21 protein-coding genes are annotated in these 14,115 nt (G+C 73.1%); 8 read left to right on the top strand and 13 right to left on the bottom strand.

What is annotated here, in order from left to right; translation table 11 throughout:
• Window positions 1-95: 95 nt before the first annotated feature.
• Window positions 96-395, bottom strand: coding sequence for a hypothetical protein (locus K7I03_RS01350; RefSeq protein ID WP_185945032.1), 300 nt, complete (start codon window positions 393-395; stop codon window positions 96-98).
• A 123-nt stretch (window positions 396-518) separates the two neighbouring features.
• Here K7I03_RS01350 and K7I03_RS01345 point away from each other — a divergent pair, with 123 nt between their 5' ends.
• Both K7I03_RS01345 and K7I03_RS01340 read left to right on the top strand, forming a co-directional pair.
• On the top strand, window positions 519-887 hold the full coding sequence (locus K7I03_RS01345) for an arsenate reductase family protein (protein ID WP_185945031.1): 369 nt from the start codon (window positions 519-521) through the stop codon (window positions 885-887).
• A gap of 150 nt (window positions 888-1,037) precedes the next feature.
• On the top strand, window positions 1,038-1,460 hold the full coding sequence (locus K7I03_RS01340) for a hypothetical protein (RefSeq protein ID WP_185945030.1): 423 nt from the start codon (window positions 1,038-1,040) through the stop codon (window positions 1,458-1,460).
• Window positions 1,461-1,467: 7 nt separating this feature from the next.
• Here K7I03_RS01340 and K7I03_RS01335 read toward each other — a convergent pair whose 3' ends face one another.
• Both K7I03_RS01335 and K7I03_RS01330 read right to left on the bottom strand, forming a co-directional pair.
• Entirely contained in the window at window positions 1,468-2,673 is a 1,206-nt protein-coding gene (locus tag K7I03_RS01335; RefSeq protein ID WP_185945029.1) for a flavin-dependent oxidoreductase, read from the bottom strand.
• Entirely contained in the window at window positions 2,670-3,041 is a 372-nt protein-coding gene (locus K7I03_RS01330; RefSeq protein ID WP_185945028.1) for a YybH family protein, read from the bottom strand. The genes K7I03_RS01335 and K7I03_RS01330 overlap by 4 nt, the downstream gene beginning before the upstream one ends.
• Before the next feature lie 106 nt (window positions 3,042-3,147).
• Between K7I03_RS01330 and K7I03_RS01325 the strand changes: the two genes are divergently transcribed.
• Window positions 3,148-4,038 carry a LysR family transcriptional regulator gene (locus K7I03_RS01325; protein ID WP_185945027.1) on the top strand — a complete coding sequence of 297 codons (891 nt, stop codon included), beginning with the start codon at window positions 3,148-3,150 and terminating at the stop codon, window positions 4,036-4,038.
• 40 nt (window positions 4,039-4,078) lie between these two features.
• Here K7I03_RS01325 and K7I03_RS01320 read toward each other — a convergent pair whose 3' ends face one another.
• On the bottom strand, window positions 4,079-4,633 hold the full coding sequence (locus K7I03_RS01320; protein WP_185945026.1) for a hypothetical protein: 555 nt from the start codon (window positions 4,631-4,633) through the stop codon (window positions 4,079-4,081).
• A gap of 75 nt (window positions 4,634-4,708) precedes the next feature.
• Window positions 4,709-5,380, bottom strand: a complete 672-nt coding sequence (locus tag K7I03_RS01315) for an AAA family ATPase (RefSeq protein WP_185945025.1) — start codon at window positions 5,378-5,380, stop codon at window positions 4,709-4,711.
• 163 nt (window positions 5,381-5,543) lie between these two features.
• Between K7I03_RS01315 and K7I03_RS01310 the strand changes: the two genes are divergently transcribed.
• Window positions 5,544-6,269, top strand: coding sequence for a class I SAM-dependent methyltransferase (locus tag K7I03_RS01310; protein WP_224346805.1), 726 nt, complete (start codon window positions 5,544-5,546; stop codon window positions 6,267-6,269).
• A 9-nt stretch (window positions 6,270-6,278) separates the two neighbouring features.
• On the opposite strand, the gene K7I03_RS01305 is transcribed toward K7I03_RS01310, so the two are convergent.
• Entirely contained in the window at window positions 6,279-6,740 is a 462-nt protein-coding gene (locus K7I03_RS01305; RefSeq protein ID WP_185945024.1) for a MarR family winged helix-turn-helix transcriptional regulator, read from the bottom strand.
• A gap of 61 nt (window positions 6,741-6,801) precedes the next feature.
• Between K7I03_RS01305 and K7I03_RS01300 the strand changes: the two genes are divergently transcribed.
• A complete protein-coding gene (locus K7I03_RS01300; protein ID WP_185945023.1) occupies window positions 6,802-7,203 on the top strand; it encodes a VOC family protein in 402 nt (133 codons plus the stop codon).
• A gap of 18 nt (window positions 7,204-7,221) precedes the next feature.
• Here K7I03_RS01300 and K7I03_RS01295 read toward each other — a convergent pair whose 3' ends face one another.
• The 5 genes from K7I03_RS01295 to K7I03_RS01275 form a co-directional block, all read right to left on the bottom strand.
• The gene (locus tag K7I03_RS01295; protein WP_221903448.1) at window positions 7,222-7,626 is read right to left on the bottom strand and encodes a hypothetical protein; all 405 of its coding nucleotides are present in this window, start codon (window positions 7,624-7,626) and stop codon (window positions 7,222-7,224) included.
• Between the two features lie 116 nt (window positions 7,627-7,742).
• Complete coding sequence (locus K7I03_RS01290) at window positions 7,743-8,693, bottom strand: anti-sigma factor RsbA family regulatory protein (RefSeq protein WP_185945021.1); 951 nt, start codon at window positions 8,691-8,693, stop codon at window positions 7,743-7,745.
• 121 nt (window positions 8,694-8,814) lie between these two features.
• Window positions 8,815-9,069, bottom strand: coding sequence for a WhiB family transcriptional regulator (locus tag K7I03_RS01285; protein WP_185945020.1), 255 nt, complete (start codon window positions 9,067-9,069; stop codon window positions 8,815-8,817).
• Between the two features lie 185 nt (window positions 9,070-9,254).
• Window positions 9,255-10,097, bottom strand: coding sequence for an RNA polymerase sigma factor SigF (locus tag K7I03_RS01280; RefSeq protein ID WP_398858450.1), 843 nt, complete (start codon window positions 10,095-10,097; stop codon window positions 9,255-9,257).
• Between the two features lie 231 nt (window positions 10,098-10,328).
• Entirely contained in the window at window positions 10,329-10,499 is a 171-nt protein-coding gene (locus tag K7I03_RS01275) for a hypothetical protein (RefSeq protein WP_004947742.1), read from the bottom strand.
• Between K7I03_RS01275 and K7I03_RS01270 the strand changes: the two genes are divergently transcribed.
• A complete protein-coding gene (locus K7I03_RS01270; RefSeq protein ID WP_185945018.1) occupies window positions 10,498-10,674 on the top strand; it encodes a hypothetical protein in 177 nt (58 codons plus the stop codon). The two genes, K7I03_RS01275 and K7I03_RS01270, sit on opposite strands and share 2 nt — an antisense overlap.
• A gap of 40 nt (window positions 10,675-10,714) precedes the next feature.
• Window positions 10,715-10,888, top strand: a complete 174-nt coding sequence (locus K7I03_RS01265; protein WP_185945017.1) for a CsbD family protein — start codon at window positions 10,715-10,717, stop codon at window positions 10,886-10,888.
• A 129-nt stretch (window positions 10,889-11,017) separates the two neighbouring features.
• Here the strand turns inward: K7I03_RS01265 and K7I03_RS01260 are convergent, their stop codons facing one another.
• On the bottom strand, window positions 11,018-11,467 hold the full coding sequence (locus tag K7I03_RS01260; RefSeq protein ID WP_185945016.1) for an SRPBCC family protein: 450 nt from the start codon (window positions 11,465-11,467) through the stop codon (window positions 11,018-11,020).
• A gap of 267 nt (window positions 11,468-11,734) precedes the next feature.
• On the opposite strand from K7I03_RS01260, the gene K7I03_RS01255 reads away from it, so the two are divergent.
• Window positions 11,735-12,001: a hypothetical protein gene (locus tag K7I03_RS01255; protein ID WP_185945015.1), complete on the top strand. Its 267-nt coding sequence runs from the start codon at window positions 11,735-11,737 to the stop codon at window positions 11,999-12,001.
• 46 nt (window positions 12,002-12,047) lie between these two features.
• Here the strand turns inward: K7I03_RS01255 and K7I03_RS01250 are convergent, their stop codons facing one another.
• Window positions 12,048-14,105 carry a phosphocholine-specific phospholipase C gene (locus K7I03_RS01250; protein ID WP_185945014.1) on the bottom strand — a complete coding sequence of 686 codons (2,058 nt, stop codon included), beginning with the start codon at window positions 14,103-14,105 and terminating at the stop codon, window positions 12,048-12,050.
• Window positions 14,106-14,115 lie beyond the last annotated feature (10 nt).

Below are 14,115 nucleotides of genomic sequence, written 5' to 3'. Positions count from 1 at the left end.
CGGGGCCGCCGGGTGACGGGTGGCGGAACGGGCGATGGCCGGGCGGTTGCGGCGCGGCCGTACCGCACCGGATGTGGGTACAGGTGTGGATACGGTCAGCGGCGGGCGGCGCGTGCCGCGGGCGCCTCGGCGTGGATCAGCGACCTGACCATCCGGCAGGTCGCGTTCGACGGCGGGCGCACGCCGATCCGGTCGGCGACCCGGCGTATCCTGCGGTTGGTCGCCTGCTCGGGCCGGTACGCGCCGCTGTGGAGCAGGGCTATGGCGAGGCGCATGGCCTTCAGCCGGCGGTTGTGGGACTCGTACCACTCACGGGGATGCCCGGCGGGCAGACGCTTTTTGGGCAGCGTCTCGAGGGTGCACGGGTCGGTGAGCGGTGCTGCTGCTGCGGCCATCGGCGTCCTCCTGACGAAGGGGTCGGGCGACCTCTTCACTACCCCTCCATTCTACTGCCGGGCACTGACAATCGCCCCAGCTCAGACGGGATTTGACGGGGTGGTGACGGTACCCTGTGCGGCATGGAGATCTGGATCAACCCCGCCTGTTCGAAGTGCCGCTCGGCCGTCAGCCTGCTCGACGAGGAAGGCGCCGAGTACACCGTCCGCCGCTACCTGGACGACGTCCCCGACGAGAGCGAGATCCGGGCCGTGCTCGGCCGGCTCGGGCTGGAGCCGTGGGACATCACGCGCACCGGGGAGGACGAGGCCAAGGAGCTCGGCCTGAAGGACTGGCCGCGCGACGCCGCCGCGCGCGACCGCTGGATCGGCGCCCTCGCCGGGCACCCCAAGCTGATCCAGCGGCCCATCATCACGGCGGACGACGGCACCGCCGTGGTGGGCCGCACCGACGAGGCGGTACGGGAGGCGCTGTCCCGGTCGAACAGCTGACGGCCGGAGTCCGCCGCTCCGCATCCCGTTCCCGCGCTGTCCGGAAATCGCCGGTTCCCGGACGGCGGGGAGGGGCTTCAATAGGGGCCTTTCCCCGCGGGGTTCCCGCATGAGGCACGCGGGGCCCTCCCATAGGCACGAGGAGCGAGCATGCCGGTGCGCAAGGCGACGATCCAGGAACACGTGGGACGGGCGGTGGCCGAGGCCAACCCCTCCGACCGGCCGGTGGTGACGGTCTACGGCATCAGCGGACCCAGCCCGGTCGCCATGGCCTTCCTGTCGAGCGTGTGGATCTTCTTCGTGGACACCTACTTCGTCACCTTCACCCAGCAGGCCCTGCTGTTCCACCGCGCCGGGAAGCTCAGCAGCCGGCCCAGGGAACTCGTCCTGGCCCTGCCGCACGACCAGGCCCGGCACCTGGTGAGCGACGTGCGGATGGGCTCCCTGTGGAGCTCGTTCCGCTTCCTGATGCCGGGCCGGGAGAAGCCGACGCGCATCAACGTCAACCGCCCCTGGCGGCCGGAGCTCGACCAGCTCCTGCGGGTGCTGGCCGCGCGGCCGGCCGGGTACTGACCGCCGGTCAGCGGGGCGTCAGCGACGGGCGGGCGTTGAGGTCGGCGGGATCGCCCCCGCTGGCCCGCCGGTAGGCGTCCGTGATGCGGGCGTAGTGCTCCGCGCTCCGCCCGCCGTCGTCCGGAACCCCTCGCACCGCCTCGTTCATGGCCCGGTTGGCGCGGACGACGGCGGCCGTCGCCTCCCGCCGCTCGTCCGCGTAACGGGCCAGCGCGGCCGGCACGTCGCCGGCCCCCGCCAGCGCGTGGGCGAGCACCCGGGCATCCACGACGGCCTGGGAGGCGCCGTTGGCCCCCACCGGGTACATCGGGTGCGCCGCGTCACCGAGCAGGGTGACCCGGCCGCGCCCCCAGGACGGCAGCGGCTCCCGGTCGACCATCGGGTACTCCAGGATCCGCTCGGCGCCGGCCAGCAGGCCCGGGACGTCCAGGAAGCCGAGTGACCAGTGCGCGTAGTGGGGGAGCAGGTCGGCGAGCCGGCCCGGGCGGTTCCAGCCCGCCTCCTCGCCCAGCGGTCCGGGCGGCGCCTCCCGGACCAGGCAGACCCAGTTGATCCGGTCGCGGCCGATCGGATACGCGATGAACTCGGCGTCCCCGTCCCGGACCAGGACCGCCGACCGCCCGGTGAGGAAGGGCTTCCCCTCCGTCACCCCGCGCCACATCCGGACCCCCGACCACAACAGCGGCCCGCCGTCCGGGCGCAGCAGCCCGCGGACGGCCGAGTGCAGCCCGTCCGCCCCGACCAGCACCCCGGCCTCCGCGGTCCGGTGCTTCCCGGTCGCCCGGTCGAGGAGCCGGGCCCGGACGGCCGACCCGGTGTCCGTGAAGCCGTCCAGACGCGTCCCGGTGCGGACGGCGTCCGGGCCCAGCCGGTCGCGGACCGCGGTGAGCAGCATCAGCTGGAGCTCACCGCGGTGCACCGAGTACTGCGGCCAGCGGTAGCCCTGGGCGACGCCGCGCGGTTCGGAGAACAGGACGGTGCCGTCACGGTCGCAGTACACGTTCTCGGCGGTCGGCACGCCGATGGCGGCCAGCGCGTCCCCGAGCCCCAGCTCGGTGAGTTCGCGGACGGCGTGCGGCAGGAGGTTGATGCCCACGCCGAGCGGGCGGACCTCCCGGACGCTCTCCACGACGGTCGCGTCGATCCCCGCGGTGTGCAGGGCGAGAGCGGTGGTCAGGCCGCCGATGCCGGCCCCGGCGACGAGCACGCTCACCGGCCGGCCTTCGACTCGGGCCGGTCGATGATCCGCAGCCAGGTCCCGTCGGGTTCGCGCCGGACGACCTGCACCCTGCCGCCCGTGTCGTCGGCGGACCGGGTCGACGTGAGGGCCAGGTCGGCCCCGTAACGGACCGTCGGCAGCGGAGGCTCAAGCGTGAACGGCAGCTCCGCGTGGAGCAGGAGCTGCTCGCAGACGGCGCGGATCGCCTCCCGGCCGACCGTCGCGCTGCCGGGCGGGAAGGCCAGGACGGCGTCGGGCGCGTAGAGCGCGGCCATCCCCTCGGCGTCGCGGGCGTTGGCCCGCTCGACGAACAGGCGGGTCAAGTCCTCGGGGGTGGTGGCGCGTTCGCGGAAATCGGTCATGGCGCTGCTCCTTCGGTGCGGTGTCGCTGCCTTGTGGTCACCAGCCTCCTCCGGGGCGCACCAGAAGTCCAAGACATGGAAAGTCTGGCTGCTAGCATCGCTGGTTATGGAACTGCGGCAGCTCGAATACTTCGTGACGGTGGTGGAGGAACGGAACTTCACCCGGGCCGCCGAGCGGGTACGGGTCGCCCAGCCCGGGGTCAGCGCGCAGATCCGCAAGCTGGAACGGGAGCTCGGGCAGGAACTGCTGGACCGCTCGGGGCGGTCCGTCGCGCTCACCGAGGTCGGAGCGGCCTTCCTGCCGCACGCGCGCGCCGCGCTCGCCGCCGTCGAACGGGCCCGGCTCGTCGTCGGCGAGATGGCCGGACTCCTCCGGGGCCGCGTCGCCGTCGGCACCGTGACCTCACACAACGCCGACCTGCCCGGACTGCTCGCCGGCTTCCACCAGGAGCACCCGGCGGTCGAGATCACCCTCGCCGAGGACACCACGGACCAGCTGGTCGACGGCCTCCGCGGCGGGCGCTTCGACGCGGCGATCATCAGCGTGGGGCGGGACGGCCCGGCCGGCATCTCCCTGCACGTCCTGGAGGACCAGGCGATCGTCGCCGCGGTGGCCCCCGGCCATGAACTCGCCGTCCACCCGGTCGTCTCCCTCGACACCCTGCGCGACCGGCCCCTGATCAGCCTGCCGCGCGGCACCGGGCTCCGGGCCCGGCTCGACGAAGCGTGCGTCGCGGCCGGGTTCCGGCCGCGGATCGCTCTGGAGGCGGGTGATCCGGGCACGCTCGCCGAACTCGCCGCGCATGGGCTGGGGGCGGCGATCCTGCCCGCCGAATTCGCCGCCTCCCGCGCGCCGGAGCTGGTTTCTGTGGCCATCGACCCGCCGGCGTTGCGGGGGCGGCTGGCTTTCGCCTGGCGTACGGATGGTCCGACGAGTCCGGCGGGGCGGGCGCTCATTGCCCGTGCGCGGCGGGTGCTGGCGGGGCCGGGGCGGTGAGGGTGCCCCCTCTGGGGGAGGGACAGGGGCCTCCCCCCCCTCAAACCCCAGGCCCCTCCGGCCATATCTCCACCACCCGCCGCGCCGCCTCCCCGAGGCCACTCGTGTCCAGCGCCACCGCCGTCTCCGCTATCCCCTCGTCCGCCCACTCCAGCACCAGCACCAAGGGCCCGCCCTCCGGCACCGCCGACAGCAGGAACCGTGCCGGTCGGTGGAACGCCCCGCCGGGGTCCGTGCCGTGCTCCCGCAGGGTGAGGCCGGGACCGCCGGCCGCAGGCCGCAGCCCCACCCGGAGCGCTCCCGCGCCGGGCCGGGCGAACCAGGCGTCGCCGTACACCTCGTCCGTCCGCCTGCGCCGCCAGAAGATCTGCAGACACAGCGTCACCTGCTCGGGCCACACCTCCCAGCCCGTGAACATCACCCGTACCCGCGGCCCCTCGGCCACCCGCGCCACCCGGGGAAGCACCGTCGGCAGGTACCGGTCGGCCGGCGGCCCGTCGTCCGCGTACCGCGGGCCCGCCGGTCCCAGGTCGACGAACTCCGGACGGTCCGGCTCGTGTTCGGCCGGCATCGCCCGGCCGTCGAAGAAACCCATGGCTGTCCTCCCCGCACCCGCCCTCACGGATACTCACACGAACGATCGTGACAGAGGGGTCTGACAACGGCCGCGCTACCGCCGGAACGCGACGGCCGTCACGTGCTCGCGCGTCGTCCGGTCCAGCAGGACCACCGAGGCCGCCTCGGGCACCGGGCTCCCGCCCGGCTCCCCGGCGCCGGGTGCGGTGAGCGCGTCCGACAGCCGTCGCAGCCCGCGCCGGTGTCGGTCGAAGACGCGGGGCCGGGCCCAGCGCCCGCGTGCCTCCTGGCCGGCGAGGGCGTCGGCCGCCGCCATGTCCAGGAGGACCAGGTGCAGTTCGCGGCCCCGGCGCCCCGCCTCCCGGGCGAGCAGCCGCCGCAGCCACGACCGGCTGCCGCAGTCGTGCACCAGCAGCGGCCCGCCCGCCCGGACCGCGTTCCACAGCCGGCGGGCGTACACCAGGCGCGCCCACGGCCGGTACACCGCGTACGGCAGCCAGGTCGGCATCACCGCCGCGCAGTCCTCGTGCGCGTCCCTCGGGTCGACGACCGACGCGGCCCCCGACCAGCGGCGGATCAGGGTGCTCTTGCCGCTGCCGGGCAGTCCCGACACGACCAGCACGGCGTCGGCGGGGTACACCAGCAGCGCGGGGGCCCGTTCCCGCCCCCGCAGATCCAGCAGACCCGTCGGGCGCGGCGCCGGTTCCGGCCCTCCGGCCGACGCCTCCCGCACGGCGGTCGCGGCCGGCCTGCGTATGTCGTCCACTGCTCCCACGGTCCCTTCGCTCACGAGCCCTGACACCCGGCGTCATCACCGCCGGAGCCTCGCACAAGACGCCGGGGGAGCGCGGACGGTTGCGCACCGCGCCCGCGCGGTCCGGCGCCCCGGCCCGGACGTGACCGGGCCGCGAACGGGTCGTTGGCCGACTGTGACCGACGACATGCCCCGGGGCGGCCCCGGCGCCGCGTGGTGGGACCGGCTGTACGAGACCGACCGCCCCGAGTACCTCGACCGCGCCGACACGGCGGGCCGGCGCCGCCGGGTGCTGCGCGGACTGGCCCGGCTGGAACGGCTCGCCCTCGCCCACCGGACGTTCGGCACCCTCGTCCTGGACGGGCTCCGGGACGTACCCCAGCCGCGCTTCCTCGAACTCGGCGCCGGGGACGGCGGACTCACCCGCTGGGTCCTCGACCGGCACCCGGCCGCCCGGGCCACCGTCAGCGACGTCGCCCCGGACCTCGTCGAGGCGCTGCGGGCGGGACCGCTCGGCCGCCACGCGCGGGCCACCGTCGCACGGCTCGACGCCACCGCGATCGACGCCCCCGACGGCTCCTACGACCTCGCCGTCTTCACCCAGTCCCTGCACCATCTGCCGCCCCGGGGCGCGGCGGACGTGCTGCGCGAGGGTACCCGCGTCGCCCGGCGGCTCCTGGTCATCGACCTGTGGCGCCACCCCGCCTGCCTCGCGGCCGTCCCCGCGGCCTTTCTCTGTGGCGGCCCCGCCCAGGCGCACGACGCCGTCGTCAGCCTGCGCAAGGCGTACAGCCCCGCGGCGCTGCGGCACTTGGCCGGTGTCTGCGGTGCGCCCGTCGCCCTGCGCACACGGTTCCTGCCGCCCCTCTACCTGGCGGCCGTCGCCACCAGGCGGGCGTGAGGCACGCGGCTACGGCCGCCTCGGCTCGTCCACGGCATCTTCACCGTGCCGGAAGACCTTGTCGAGCAGTGTGTGCAGCCGCTCCCGCTCCCGGACGGTCAGCGGGGCGAGGAGCTCGTCCTGGGCGGCGCGTACGTCATCGGTGAGCCGGGCGAGTTCCGTGGCGCCGGCGGGGCACAGGGTGACGGAGAGGCGGCGGCGGTCGCGAGGGTCGCGGGTGCGTTCGACGTGGCCGAGGGCGGCCAGGTCGTCCACGATCTTCGTCATGTCGCTGGGGTCGATCGTCAGGCGCTCGGCGAGCTCCCGTTGGGCGTGCGGGCCGAAGTCGGCGAGGGCGGCCAGCACGGCCATGTGCCACATCCGCAGATCGCGGCCGGCCAGCCGCGCCGCGACCCGGCCGCGCGCGTTCTTGCCGATCCGGGAGAGCAGATACGGCGTCAGGGCGGTGAGGGTGGGGGGTGTCTCGGTCACGTCTCTATTGTAGGTTGCAACCCATCATTGGGGCATACCCACTATTAGAGGAGTGAGTGACATGGACGCACTGCACCCCCGGCTGCTCGTCGGCCGGTTCGCCGAGACCTTCCGCTTCTACGCCGCCGTCCTGCCCGAACTCACCGGCGCCCGCCTGGTCCAAGGCACGGAGGAGGGGCCTTACGCCCACTGGGACCTGGCCGGCGAGGGCGTCCTGATGCTGCTCGACCGCCGGGCCATGGCCGACGTCACCGGGCCGGCGGCGGAAGCGGGCCCCGCCGACCGGACGATGCTCGTCAGCCGCGTCCCGGACGTCGACGCCGGCTACGCCCTCTGCCTGCGGCACGGCGCCACGGCGGTCGCGGCCCCCGCCCAGCGGCCGGAGTGGGGGCCGACCCTGCGGACGGCCCACGTCCGCGACCCCGAGGGCAACCTCGTCGAGTTGCAGTCCTACGACGGATGAGGGCTGCCGGGGCCGCCGTCAGCCACCGGACTTCCGGATCTCCACGCACTTCTTGCCGAGCGGCTTCAGCTGGCCGCCGACCTGCTCCCAGCCCTCGGCGCAGATCTTGGTGTGGTCCGGCACGCCCCGGCCCCAGGCCACCGTGTAGCGCAGCCCCTCGTGCCAGTGCTGCGACGCGCTCTTGTTGTCGACGCCGCCGCCGTACAGCCGGTAGTGGCCGAAGAACTTCGCGCCGGGGGGCGGGGTGACCGTCGCCCGCGCCACATAGAGGCCGTTCCGGTCGACCTGCAGGCAGGTCTGCCCGACGCAGTCGCCGCCGTCCGCCGAGGCCGGCGGTGCCACCGCGGCGCAGAGTGCCAGGGTGCCCACCGCGGCCACGGCCGTGCGTACGGCCCACCGCGTTCTCGCCATGACGCGCTTCATCCGTCCCGTTCCTTCCTTCCGTCGGCCCGGCGCCTCGCCGGCGCTCGCCCACGCTCGCCGTTCCGGGCGGGCCGGCGCAATCGAACTGCGCCGGTTTCACCCGCACGACGGGTGGTTCAGGGCGACGGGACGCGGGAGAGCAGGCAGCGCGTCGTGGTGCCGCCCGGGCCCGTGTGGGTGCGGACGAGGTCGCTCAGGGTGTGGACGAGCAGCAGGCCCCGGCCGCCGGGGCGGTCGGGCGCGGGCGGGCGGCGGCCGGCCAGCGGATCGCTGACGTGCCCGCGGTCCTGCACCTCCCACACCACGTGACCGCCCTCGGCCCAGATCCGCACCGTCCCCGTCCCGCCGCCGTGCACCACGCTGTTGGTGGTCAGCTCGGCGACGGCCAGCGCCAGGTCATCCCGGCGCTCGGGCGCCAGCCCCAGCGCCGCGGCCCGCTCCACCACGGCGTGCCGTGCGTCCGGCAGCAGCTCGTCGTCGAAGTCGAAGGAGAGGACGGACCCGGCACGCGGCGGCGGCAGCGGCTGGTTGTAGGCGGCGATGATGTGGTCCGGCGCGTACGAGCCGCTGGGGCCGTTGCGGTCACCGTCGATGATCACCGGGTGGGTCGCGTAGGCGTCGGCCACCGCCCGCGGATCCAGCCGCGCCGTGTCGTACGGGCAGACGATGGTCACCCTGCGGCCCGCGAACGCGTGGTTGATCAGGGCCTCGTGCTGGACGCACGCCGGGTACTCCGCGGCGGTCCGGCTCGCCCAGATCGGCTCGCCGATGATGCGGACGTGCCGGTCGGGGTGGGCGTCGGCGAAGGCCCGCAGCACCCGCGGGATGATCCGTCCCGGATTGCGGCCCGCCTCCTCCATGTCGACGAACCGGACGCCGGACCCGTCCGCGCCCAGCGCGTCCCGCAGCAGCTCCAGCCGGGCGCGGGGCACGGCGACCGCCACCGGATCGCCGTCGGCCAGTCCTTCGCGGACGAACGCCGTGAGCGCGGCGACGTATTCTCCCCCGTCCCGGTAGAACAACGCCGGGTGGACGAACGGCCCGGCCACGGCCGTCGTGTTGTTCACAGCGTCACCTCGATCACTGGCGGGTCGGGACCGTACGTCCGTCGCGCGTCCGCTCACCGTCCCCGCGAGGGCGCACGATGGGCCCGGAACGCCCCGTCCCACAGGGAGCTCCGCCACCGTACTAGGAAGAGGTACCCGCACGGCGCCTTCCCGTCCCCCGCCGGAGCTCACGCCTGTCCCCCTCGCTCGTACCACCCCACACTCCGTACTCCTGACGGGTCTCCACAGCCCATCGCAGACATTCTTCCCTCACCGGGCAGCGCGCGCAGACCGATTTGGCCCCTTCGGTCTGCGCCAGCGCCGGAGCTCCCGTGCCGATGGGAAAGAACAGGTCGGGGTCCTCTTCCGTACAGGCGGCGTACTGTCGCCAGTCCACGTCGGTACCTCCGTTCCGGGTGTTCCGGGATCGTCCCTCTCCCCACGCCTCGCCCGGAAGTCCGGAAATAACCCTGGAAGAAGCCCCGCGGTTGTGCTCTCGCGCGCACGGCGGCGCCCCTCGCCGGCCGGAGGGCCGTGAGGGGCGACGTCGTTCGCGGTGGGACCGGCCGCCGACGGGCGGGGTCACTGCTGGGCGAGCATCTTCTTGCGCAGCCTGGCGAGGGTGCGGCTGAGCAGCCGGGAGACGTGCATCTGGGAGATGCCGAGCTCGGCGCCGATCTGCGACTGGGTCATCTCCTGCCCGAAGCGCAGCTCCAGCATCAGCCGTTCCCGCTCGTCCAGTTCCTCCAGCAGCGGCTTGAGGACGTGCAGCGACTCGACCTTCTCCAGGTTCTCGTCCACCGTGCCGATCCGCTCCGACCACGAGCGCGAGGAGTCGTGGCCGCGCGGCCCGGGCTCGGCGGGGGTGTCGATGGAGTGGGCGGAGTAGCCGTTGCTGGCGACCTGGGCCTCGATGACCTCGTCCTCGGACAGGTCCAGCACCTCGGCCAGCTCCTTGACCGTCGGGGAGCGGCCGAGCCGGCCGGAGAGCTCCTCCGTCGCCTTGACGAGCTCCACCCGGAGCTCCTGGAGCCGGCGGGGGACGTGGACGGCCCAACTGGTGTCACGGAAGAAGCGTTTGATCTCGCCGGTGATGTAGGGGATGGCGAGGGTGGTGAACTCGACCTCCCGGGTCAGATCGAACCGGTCGATCGCCTTGATCAGGCCGATCGTGCCCACCTGGACGATGTCCTCCATCTGGTCGGCGCGGCCGCGGAAGCGGCCGGCGACGTAACGCACCAGGGAGAGGTTCATCTCGATGAGGGTGTTCCGGACGTACTGGTACTCGTGCGTACCCTCCTCCAGGACCGACAGCCGGTCCAGGAAGAGCTTGTTCAGGGCCCGGGCGTCGCGCGGGTCGATGCCTCCCGCGTCCTCCACCTGTGGCAGATCCACACCGAGAGGCCCACCCGCCGCAGTGCTGATCCGCTCGGCGTCGGCCGTCTGCGTCACGCTCGTGCTGGTCACGTGCGCCCTCCTTCAACTGTGCTTGACAGTTCGGCTCCTGCCCCGGGTTTGCCGGGACATGCGTGCAGGCAGGGCGATTTTCGGCCGGACTTCCCAAGGAATCCGGCCGGACAGCACCGAGGCCCGGCGGGGATCAGGTCCCGCCGGGCCCGGAGGAGACGGGGCCGTGATGGCTGTGTGATCAGCGGGTCACCATCGGTACCAGCGGCTGCGGCCGCCACCGGAGTCGACGGAGCGCACGAGGAAGCCGAGCAGCCAGATGACGAGTACCGCCACCGCGACCCACCACAGAATCTTCACGGCGAATCCGGCACCGAAAAGGATCAGAGCGAGGAGCAGGACGAGAAGAAGGGGAACCATGGAAATCAACCTCCGACGTGTCGTCTTCCCGATGCTTTCGCTTTTATCCGCGCTTCCTTTCTTCATGCCGGGCCGATGCGGATTCGAGACCGAACTCGCCCGGCGCGCGCCCGGCTTCGGTGCGCCGGTGACCGATGGGTTTACGGGGGGCCGGCCCGGGCAGCCGCCGGGATGAAATCGATACGGTTCACCGTCGACACCGAGGAGATATCGAGATGAGCGCTCAGGAAAAGGCCAAGGCCAAGGCGGAGCAGACCAAGGGCAAGATCAAGGAGAAGGCCGGCCGGGCCGTCGGCAACGAGACCAAGGAGGCCGAGGGCCGGGCCGATCAGGCCAAGGGCGACCTGCGGGGCGCCAAGGAGAAGGCGAAGGACGCGTTCCGCGACTGATGTTCTTCCGGTGGGACCCCCGAGGGGGCCGCGGTCCTCGGACCGCGGCCCCCTCGCCGTTCCGTGGCCCGGAGCCTCGCCGTTCCGTGGCCCGGAACGCTCCGGGCCACGGATCACGGACCTCCGGGTTCAGACCCGGCCGCGCCACCGGCCCGTCTCCAGGCCGCGCGACTCGATGAACGTCTTGAACCGCTCGAGATCACCCTTGGCCTGCCGGCGGACGAACCCCAGCTTGTCGCCCACGGTGTCCACCACGCCCTCCGGCGTGTGGTCGAACTGGAGCATCACCTTGGTGCGGGCGGCGTCCAGCCGGTGGAACGTGACGACGCCCGCCTGCCGGACGTCACCGTCGACCGTGGTCCACGCGACCCTTTCGTCCGGGATCTGCTCGGTGATCACCGCGTCGAACTCCCGCCGGACGCCGTCCGTCTTGGTCACCCAGTGCGTCAGCGTCGGCGAACGCTGCTCGATCCGTTCCACGCCCTCCATGAATTGCGGGAACTCCTCGAACTGCGTCCACTGGTTGTACGCGGTGGTGACCGGAACGGCGACCTCGACGGATTCCTCGATCTGCGACATGGTGCCTCCTCGCGCGGTACGTACGCGCCGTGTGTAGGGAGGAAAGACGGACACCTCGCGGATGCCCGGGAATCCGGCGGGCAGGCGTGCCTTTTCGGCGATGTGGAGGGACACATTCGCCGCCCGAGAACCACACGTCCCGGCGGCAATGCCGGGAACACCCCTTTGTGTGCGCCCTTTTCCGCGCCGGTACGCGCCCCGCAGAATGGGCGCCCCGGCGCCACCGGAAGGAACGTACGGGAACCATGACGAGGGGGACGGAAGCGGATGAATGACGCCCATGCGGACCATCCGGGTTTCGTCGCCCTCTCGGCCCGGCTGACCGGGCGGGACGAGGACGAGCTGCGGGCGACCGGACTCGTCCGGCTGTACCACGATGCCACGCTGGAGCGGGTCGGCCGCGAGGCCGTCGGGCGGTTCCTCGACGACCTCGACGCGGCCGGCGGCGACCCCGACGCGCTGGTGGACCCGGAGTCGCGCGCGATCGCCCGGGCCATCGTGCACCTGTGGCGCACGGGCGTCTGGCCGCCCTGACCCGCGAGCGGGGGAGCGGCCGGACGCCCGGGAGCCCGGACGGGGATCAGCGGGTGGCGAGGGCCGGGTCGCTCACTCCGGAGGCGCCCGTCTCGACGTGCCCGGCGAAGCGTCTCAGGAACACACCGTCCTCGTGCGACACGACCGACACGTCGTACCACCGCTTGCCCGCGCGCGTCCGCACCGTGTGCCGCACGGTGGCGCCCGGCCGCACGGTCACGGTCTCGGCCGGGCCGCCGTAGGCGTCGGTGAGGGTGAGGTGGCAGTCGGCCGTGCCCTGCTGGGTCAGCGTGAGGTCGAGGTCGCCGGTGGCCGCGTTGTGGCGGGCGGTGACCTCAGGGCCCGCGGTGCCGCCGGGGCCCCTGAAGCTCCGGAGGAAGCCGTTCGGGCCGTGCACCGTGAGGTCGTAGACGCCCTTGGAGTAGGCCGTGTTCCAGGTGTCGGCGATCGTCTTCCCGGCCTCCGCGGTGTACGTCCACGGGCCGTCCGTGCGGTTGGGCGAGGTGACGAGGAACTGCGCGCCCGCCGCCTCGCCACCGCCGAACGCCAGGGTGAACCTGCCGGTCGCCGGTGCCGCCGTCCCGTCGGTGAACGGCGCGTAGGGCAGCGGCCGGGTGGGACGGGAGCCCGGCTCCTGGCGGGGGAGGGCACCGGTCGAGGGCGGCTTCGGCACGTAGTCGGGGTGGCGCAGCCGGTCCGGGGGCCGGTAGCCGTCCGTGGACGGCAGCGCGGCGGTGTCGGTGCTCGCCCGGCTGAAGTCGAACGCCGAGGTGAGATCGCCGCAGACCGCCCGCCGCCACGGCGAGATGTTGGGCTCCCGCACCCCGAAGCGGCTCTCCATGAACCGGATGACCGAGGTGTGGTCGAAGACCTCGGAGCACACGAAGCCGCCGGTGCTCCACGGCGAGACCACCAGCATCGGAACACGCTGCCCCAGCCCGTACGGGCCCGCTGTCTTGCCGATGCTCCCCTTGTAGAGGTCGGGCCCCGGGTCGACGGTGGACAGTCCCTGGGCCGCGGAGGCCGGCGGGAACGGCGGGACGACGTGGTCGAAGAAGCCGTCGTTCTCGTCGTAGGTGATGAACAGCGCGGTGCGGCTCCACACCTCCGGGTCGGCGGTGAGCGCGTCCAGCACCTGCGCGATGTACCAGGCGCCGTAGTTGGCGGGCCAGTTCGGGTGCTCGCTGTACGCCTCCGGCGCGGCGATCCAGGAAACCTGCGGCAGCCTGCCGGCCTTCACGTCCGCCTTGAGGACGTCGAAGAGGCCGTCGCCCTTGCGGACGTCGGTTCCGGTGCGGGCCTTCTCGTACAGCGGGTCGCCCGGCTTGGCATTGCGGTAGGTGTTGAAGTAGAGGAGCGAGTTGTCCCCGTAGTTGCCGCGGTAGGCGTCGCCGGTCCAGCCCCACTTGCCCGTGGCGTCCAGGCCGTCGCCGACGTCCTGGTAGACCTTCCACGAGACCCCGGCCTTCTCCAGCCGCTCGGGGTAGGTGGTCCAGCCGTACCCCGCCTCGTCGTTCCCGAGGACCGGGCCGCCGCCCTTGCCGTCGTTGCCGGTGTACCCGCTCCACAGGTAGTAGCGGTTGGGGTCGGTGGACCCGATGAACGAGCAGTGGTACGCGTCGCAGAGGGTGAACGCGTCGGCGAGGGCGTAGTGGAACGGTATGTCCTCGCGGGTGAGGTACGCCATGGTGGTCGCCGTCTTGGCCGGCACCCACTGGTCGTAGCGGCCCTTGTTGAACGCCCGCTGTCCGCCCGCCCAGTCGTGGTTGAGGTCCTGGAGGAACTGCATGCCCAGGTGGTCGGCCTCGGGGCGGAACGGCAGGATGTCGCGCTTGCCGTCCGACTGGTGCCAGACGGACTTTCCGCTGGGCAGGGTGACGGGCCGCGGGTCTCCGAAGCCGCGGACGCCCCGCAGGGACCCGAAGTAGTGATCGAAGGAACGGTTCTCCTGCATCAGGACGACGATGTGCTCGACGTCCCGGATGCTGCCGGTGCTCCGCCGGGCCGGAATGGCCGCGGCGCGGGCGATGCTGCCGGACAGCGCGGTGAACGCGGCGGTGCCGCCGGTCAGTTGCAGGAACCGCCGGCGGTCGATCTCTCCCATGGGCAAGGTG

This window comes from Streptomyces mobaraensis, from assembly GCF_020099395.1.
Lineage (GTDB): Bacteria > Actinomycetota > Actinomycetes > Streptomycetales > Streptomycetaceae > Streptomyces.
This window is presented reverse-complemented; position numbering and strand designations above follow the sequence as displayed.

What these genes read in the sequence shown, in the direction of transcription:
- K7I03_RS01350 (WP_185945032.1), bottom strand. Translation starts at nt 395, where the DNA reads ATGGCCGCAGCAGCAGCACCGCTCACCGACCCGTGCACCCTCGAGACG.
- K7I03_RS01345 (WP_185945031.1), top strand. Translation starts at nt 519, where the DNA reads ATGGAGATCTGGATCAACCCCGCCTGTTCGAAGTGCCGCTCGGCCGTC.
- K7I03_RS01340 (WP_185945030.1), top strand. Translation starts at nt 1,038, where the DNA reads ATGCCGGTGCGCAAGGCGACGATCCAGGAACACGTGGGACGGGCGGTG.
- K7I03_RS01330 (WP_185945028.1), bottom strand. Translation starts at nt 3,041, where the DNA reads ATGACCGATTTCCGCGAACGCGCCACCACCCCCGAGGACTTGACCCGC.
- K7I03_RS01325 (WP_185945027.1), top strand. Translation starts at nt 3,148, where the DNA reads ATGGAACTGCGGCAGCTCGAATACTTCGTGACGGTGGTGGAGGAACGG.
- K7I03_RS01320 (WP_185945026.1), bottom strand. Translation starts at nt 4,633, where the DNA reads ATGGGTTTCTTCGACGGCCGGGCGATGCCGGCCGAACACGAGCCGGAC.
- K7I03_RS01300 (WP_185945023.1), top strand. Translation starts at nt 6,802, where the DNA reads ATGGACGCACTGCACCCCCGGCTGCTCGTCGGCCGGTTCGCCGAGACC.
- K7I03_RS01295 (WP_221903448.1), bottom strand. Translation starts at nt 7,626, where the DNA reads ATGAAGCGCGTCATGGCGAGAACGCGGTGGGCCGTACGCACGGCCGTG.
- K7I03_RS01270 (WP_185945018.1), top strand. Translation starts at nt 10,498, where the DNA reads ATGGAAATCAACCTCCGACGTGTCGTCTTCCCGATGCTTTCGCTTTTA.
- K7I03_RS01275 (WP_004947742.1), bottom strand. Translation starts at nt 10,499, where the DNA reads ATGGTTCCCCTTCTTCTCGTCCTGCTCCTCGCTCTGATCCTTTTCGGT.
- K7I03_RS01265 (WP_185945017.1), top strand. Translation starts at nt 10,715, where the DNA reads ATGAGCGCTCAGGAAAAGGCCAAGGCCAAGGCGGAGCAGACCAAGGGC.
- K7I03_RS01260 (WP_185945016.1), bottom strand. Translation starts at nt 11,467, where the DNA reads ATGTCGCAGATCGAGGAATCCGTCGAGGTCGCCGTTCCGGTCACCACC.
- K7I03_RS01255 (WP_185945015.1), top strand. Translation starts at nt 11,735, where the DNA reads ATGAATGACGCCCATGCGGACCATCCGGGTTTCGTCGCCCTCTCGGCC.
- K7I03_RS01250 (WP_185945014.1), bottom strand. Translation starts at nt 14,105, where the DNA reads ATGGGAGAGATCGACCGCCGGCGGTTCCTGCAACTGACCGGCGGCACC.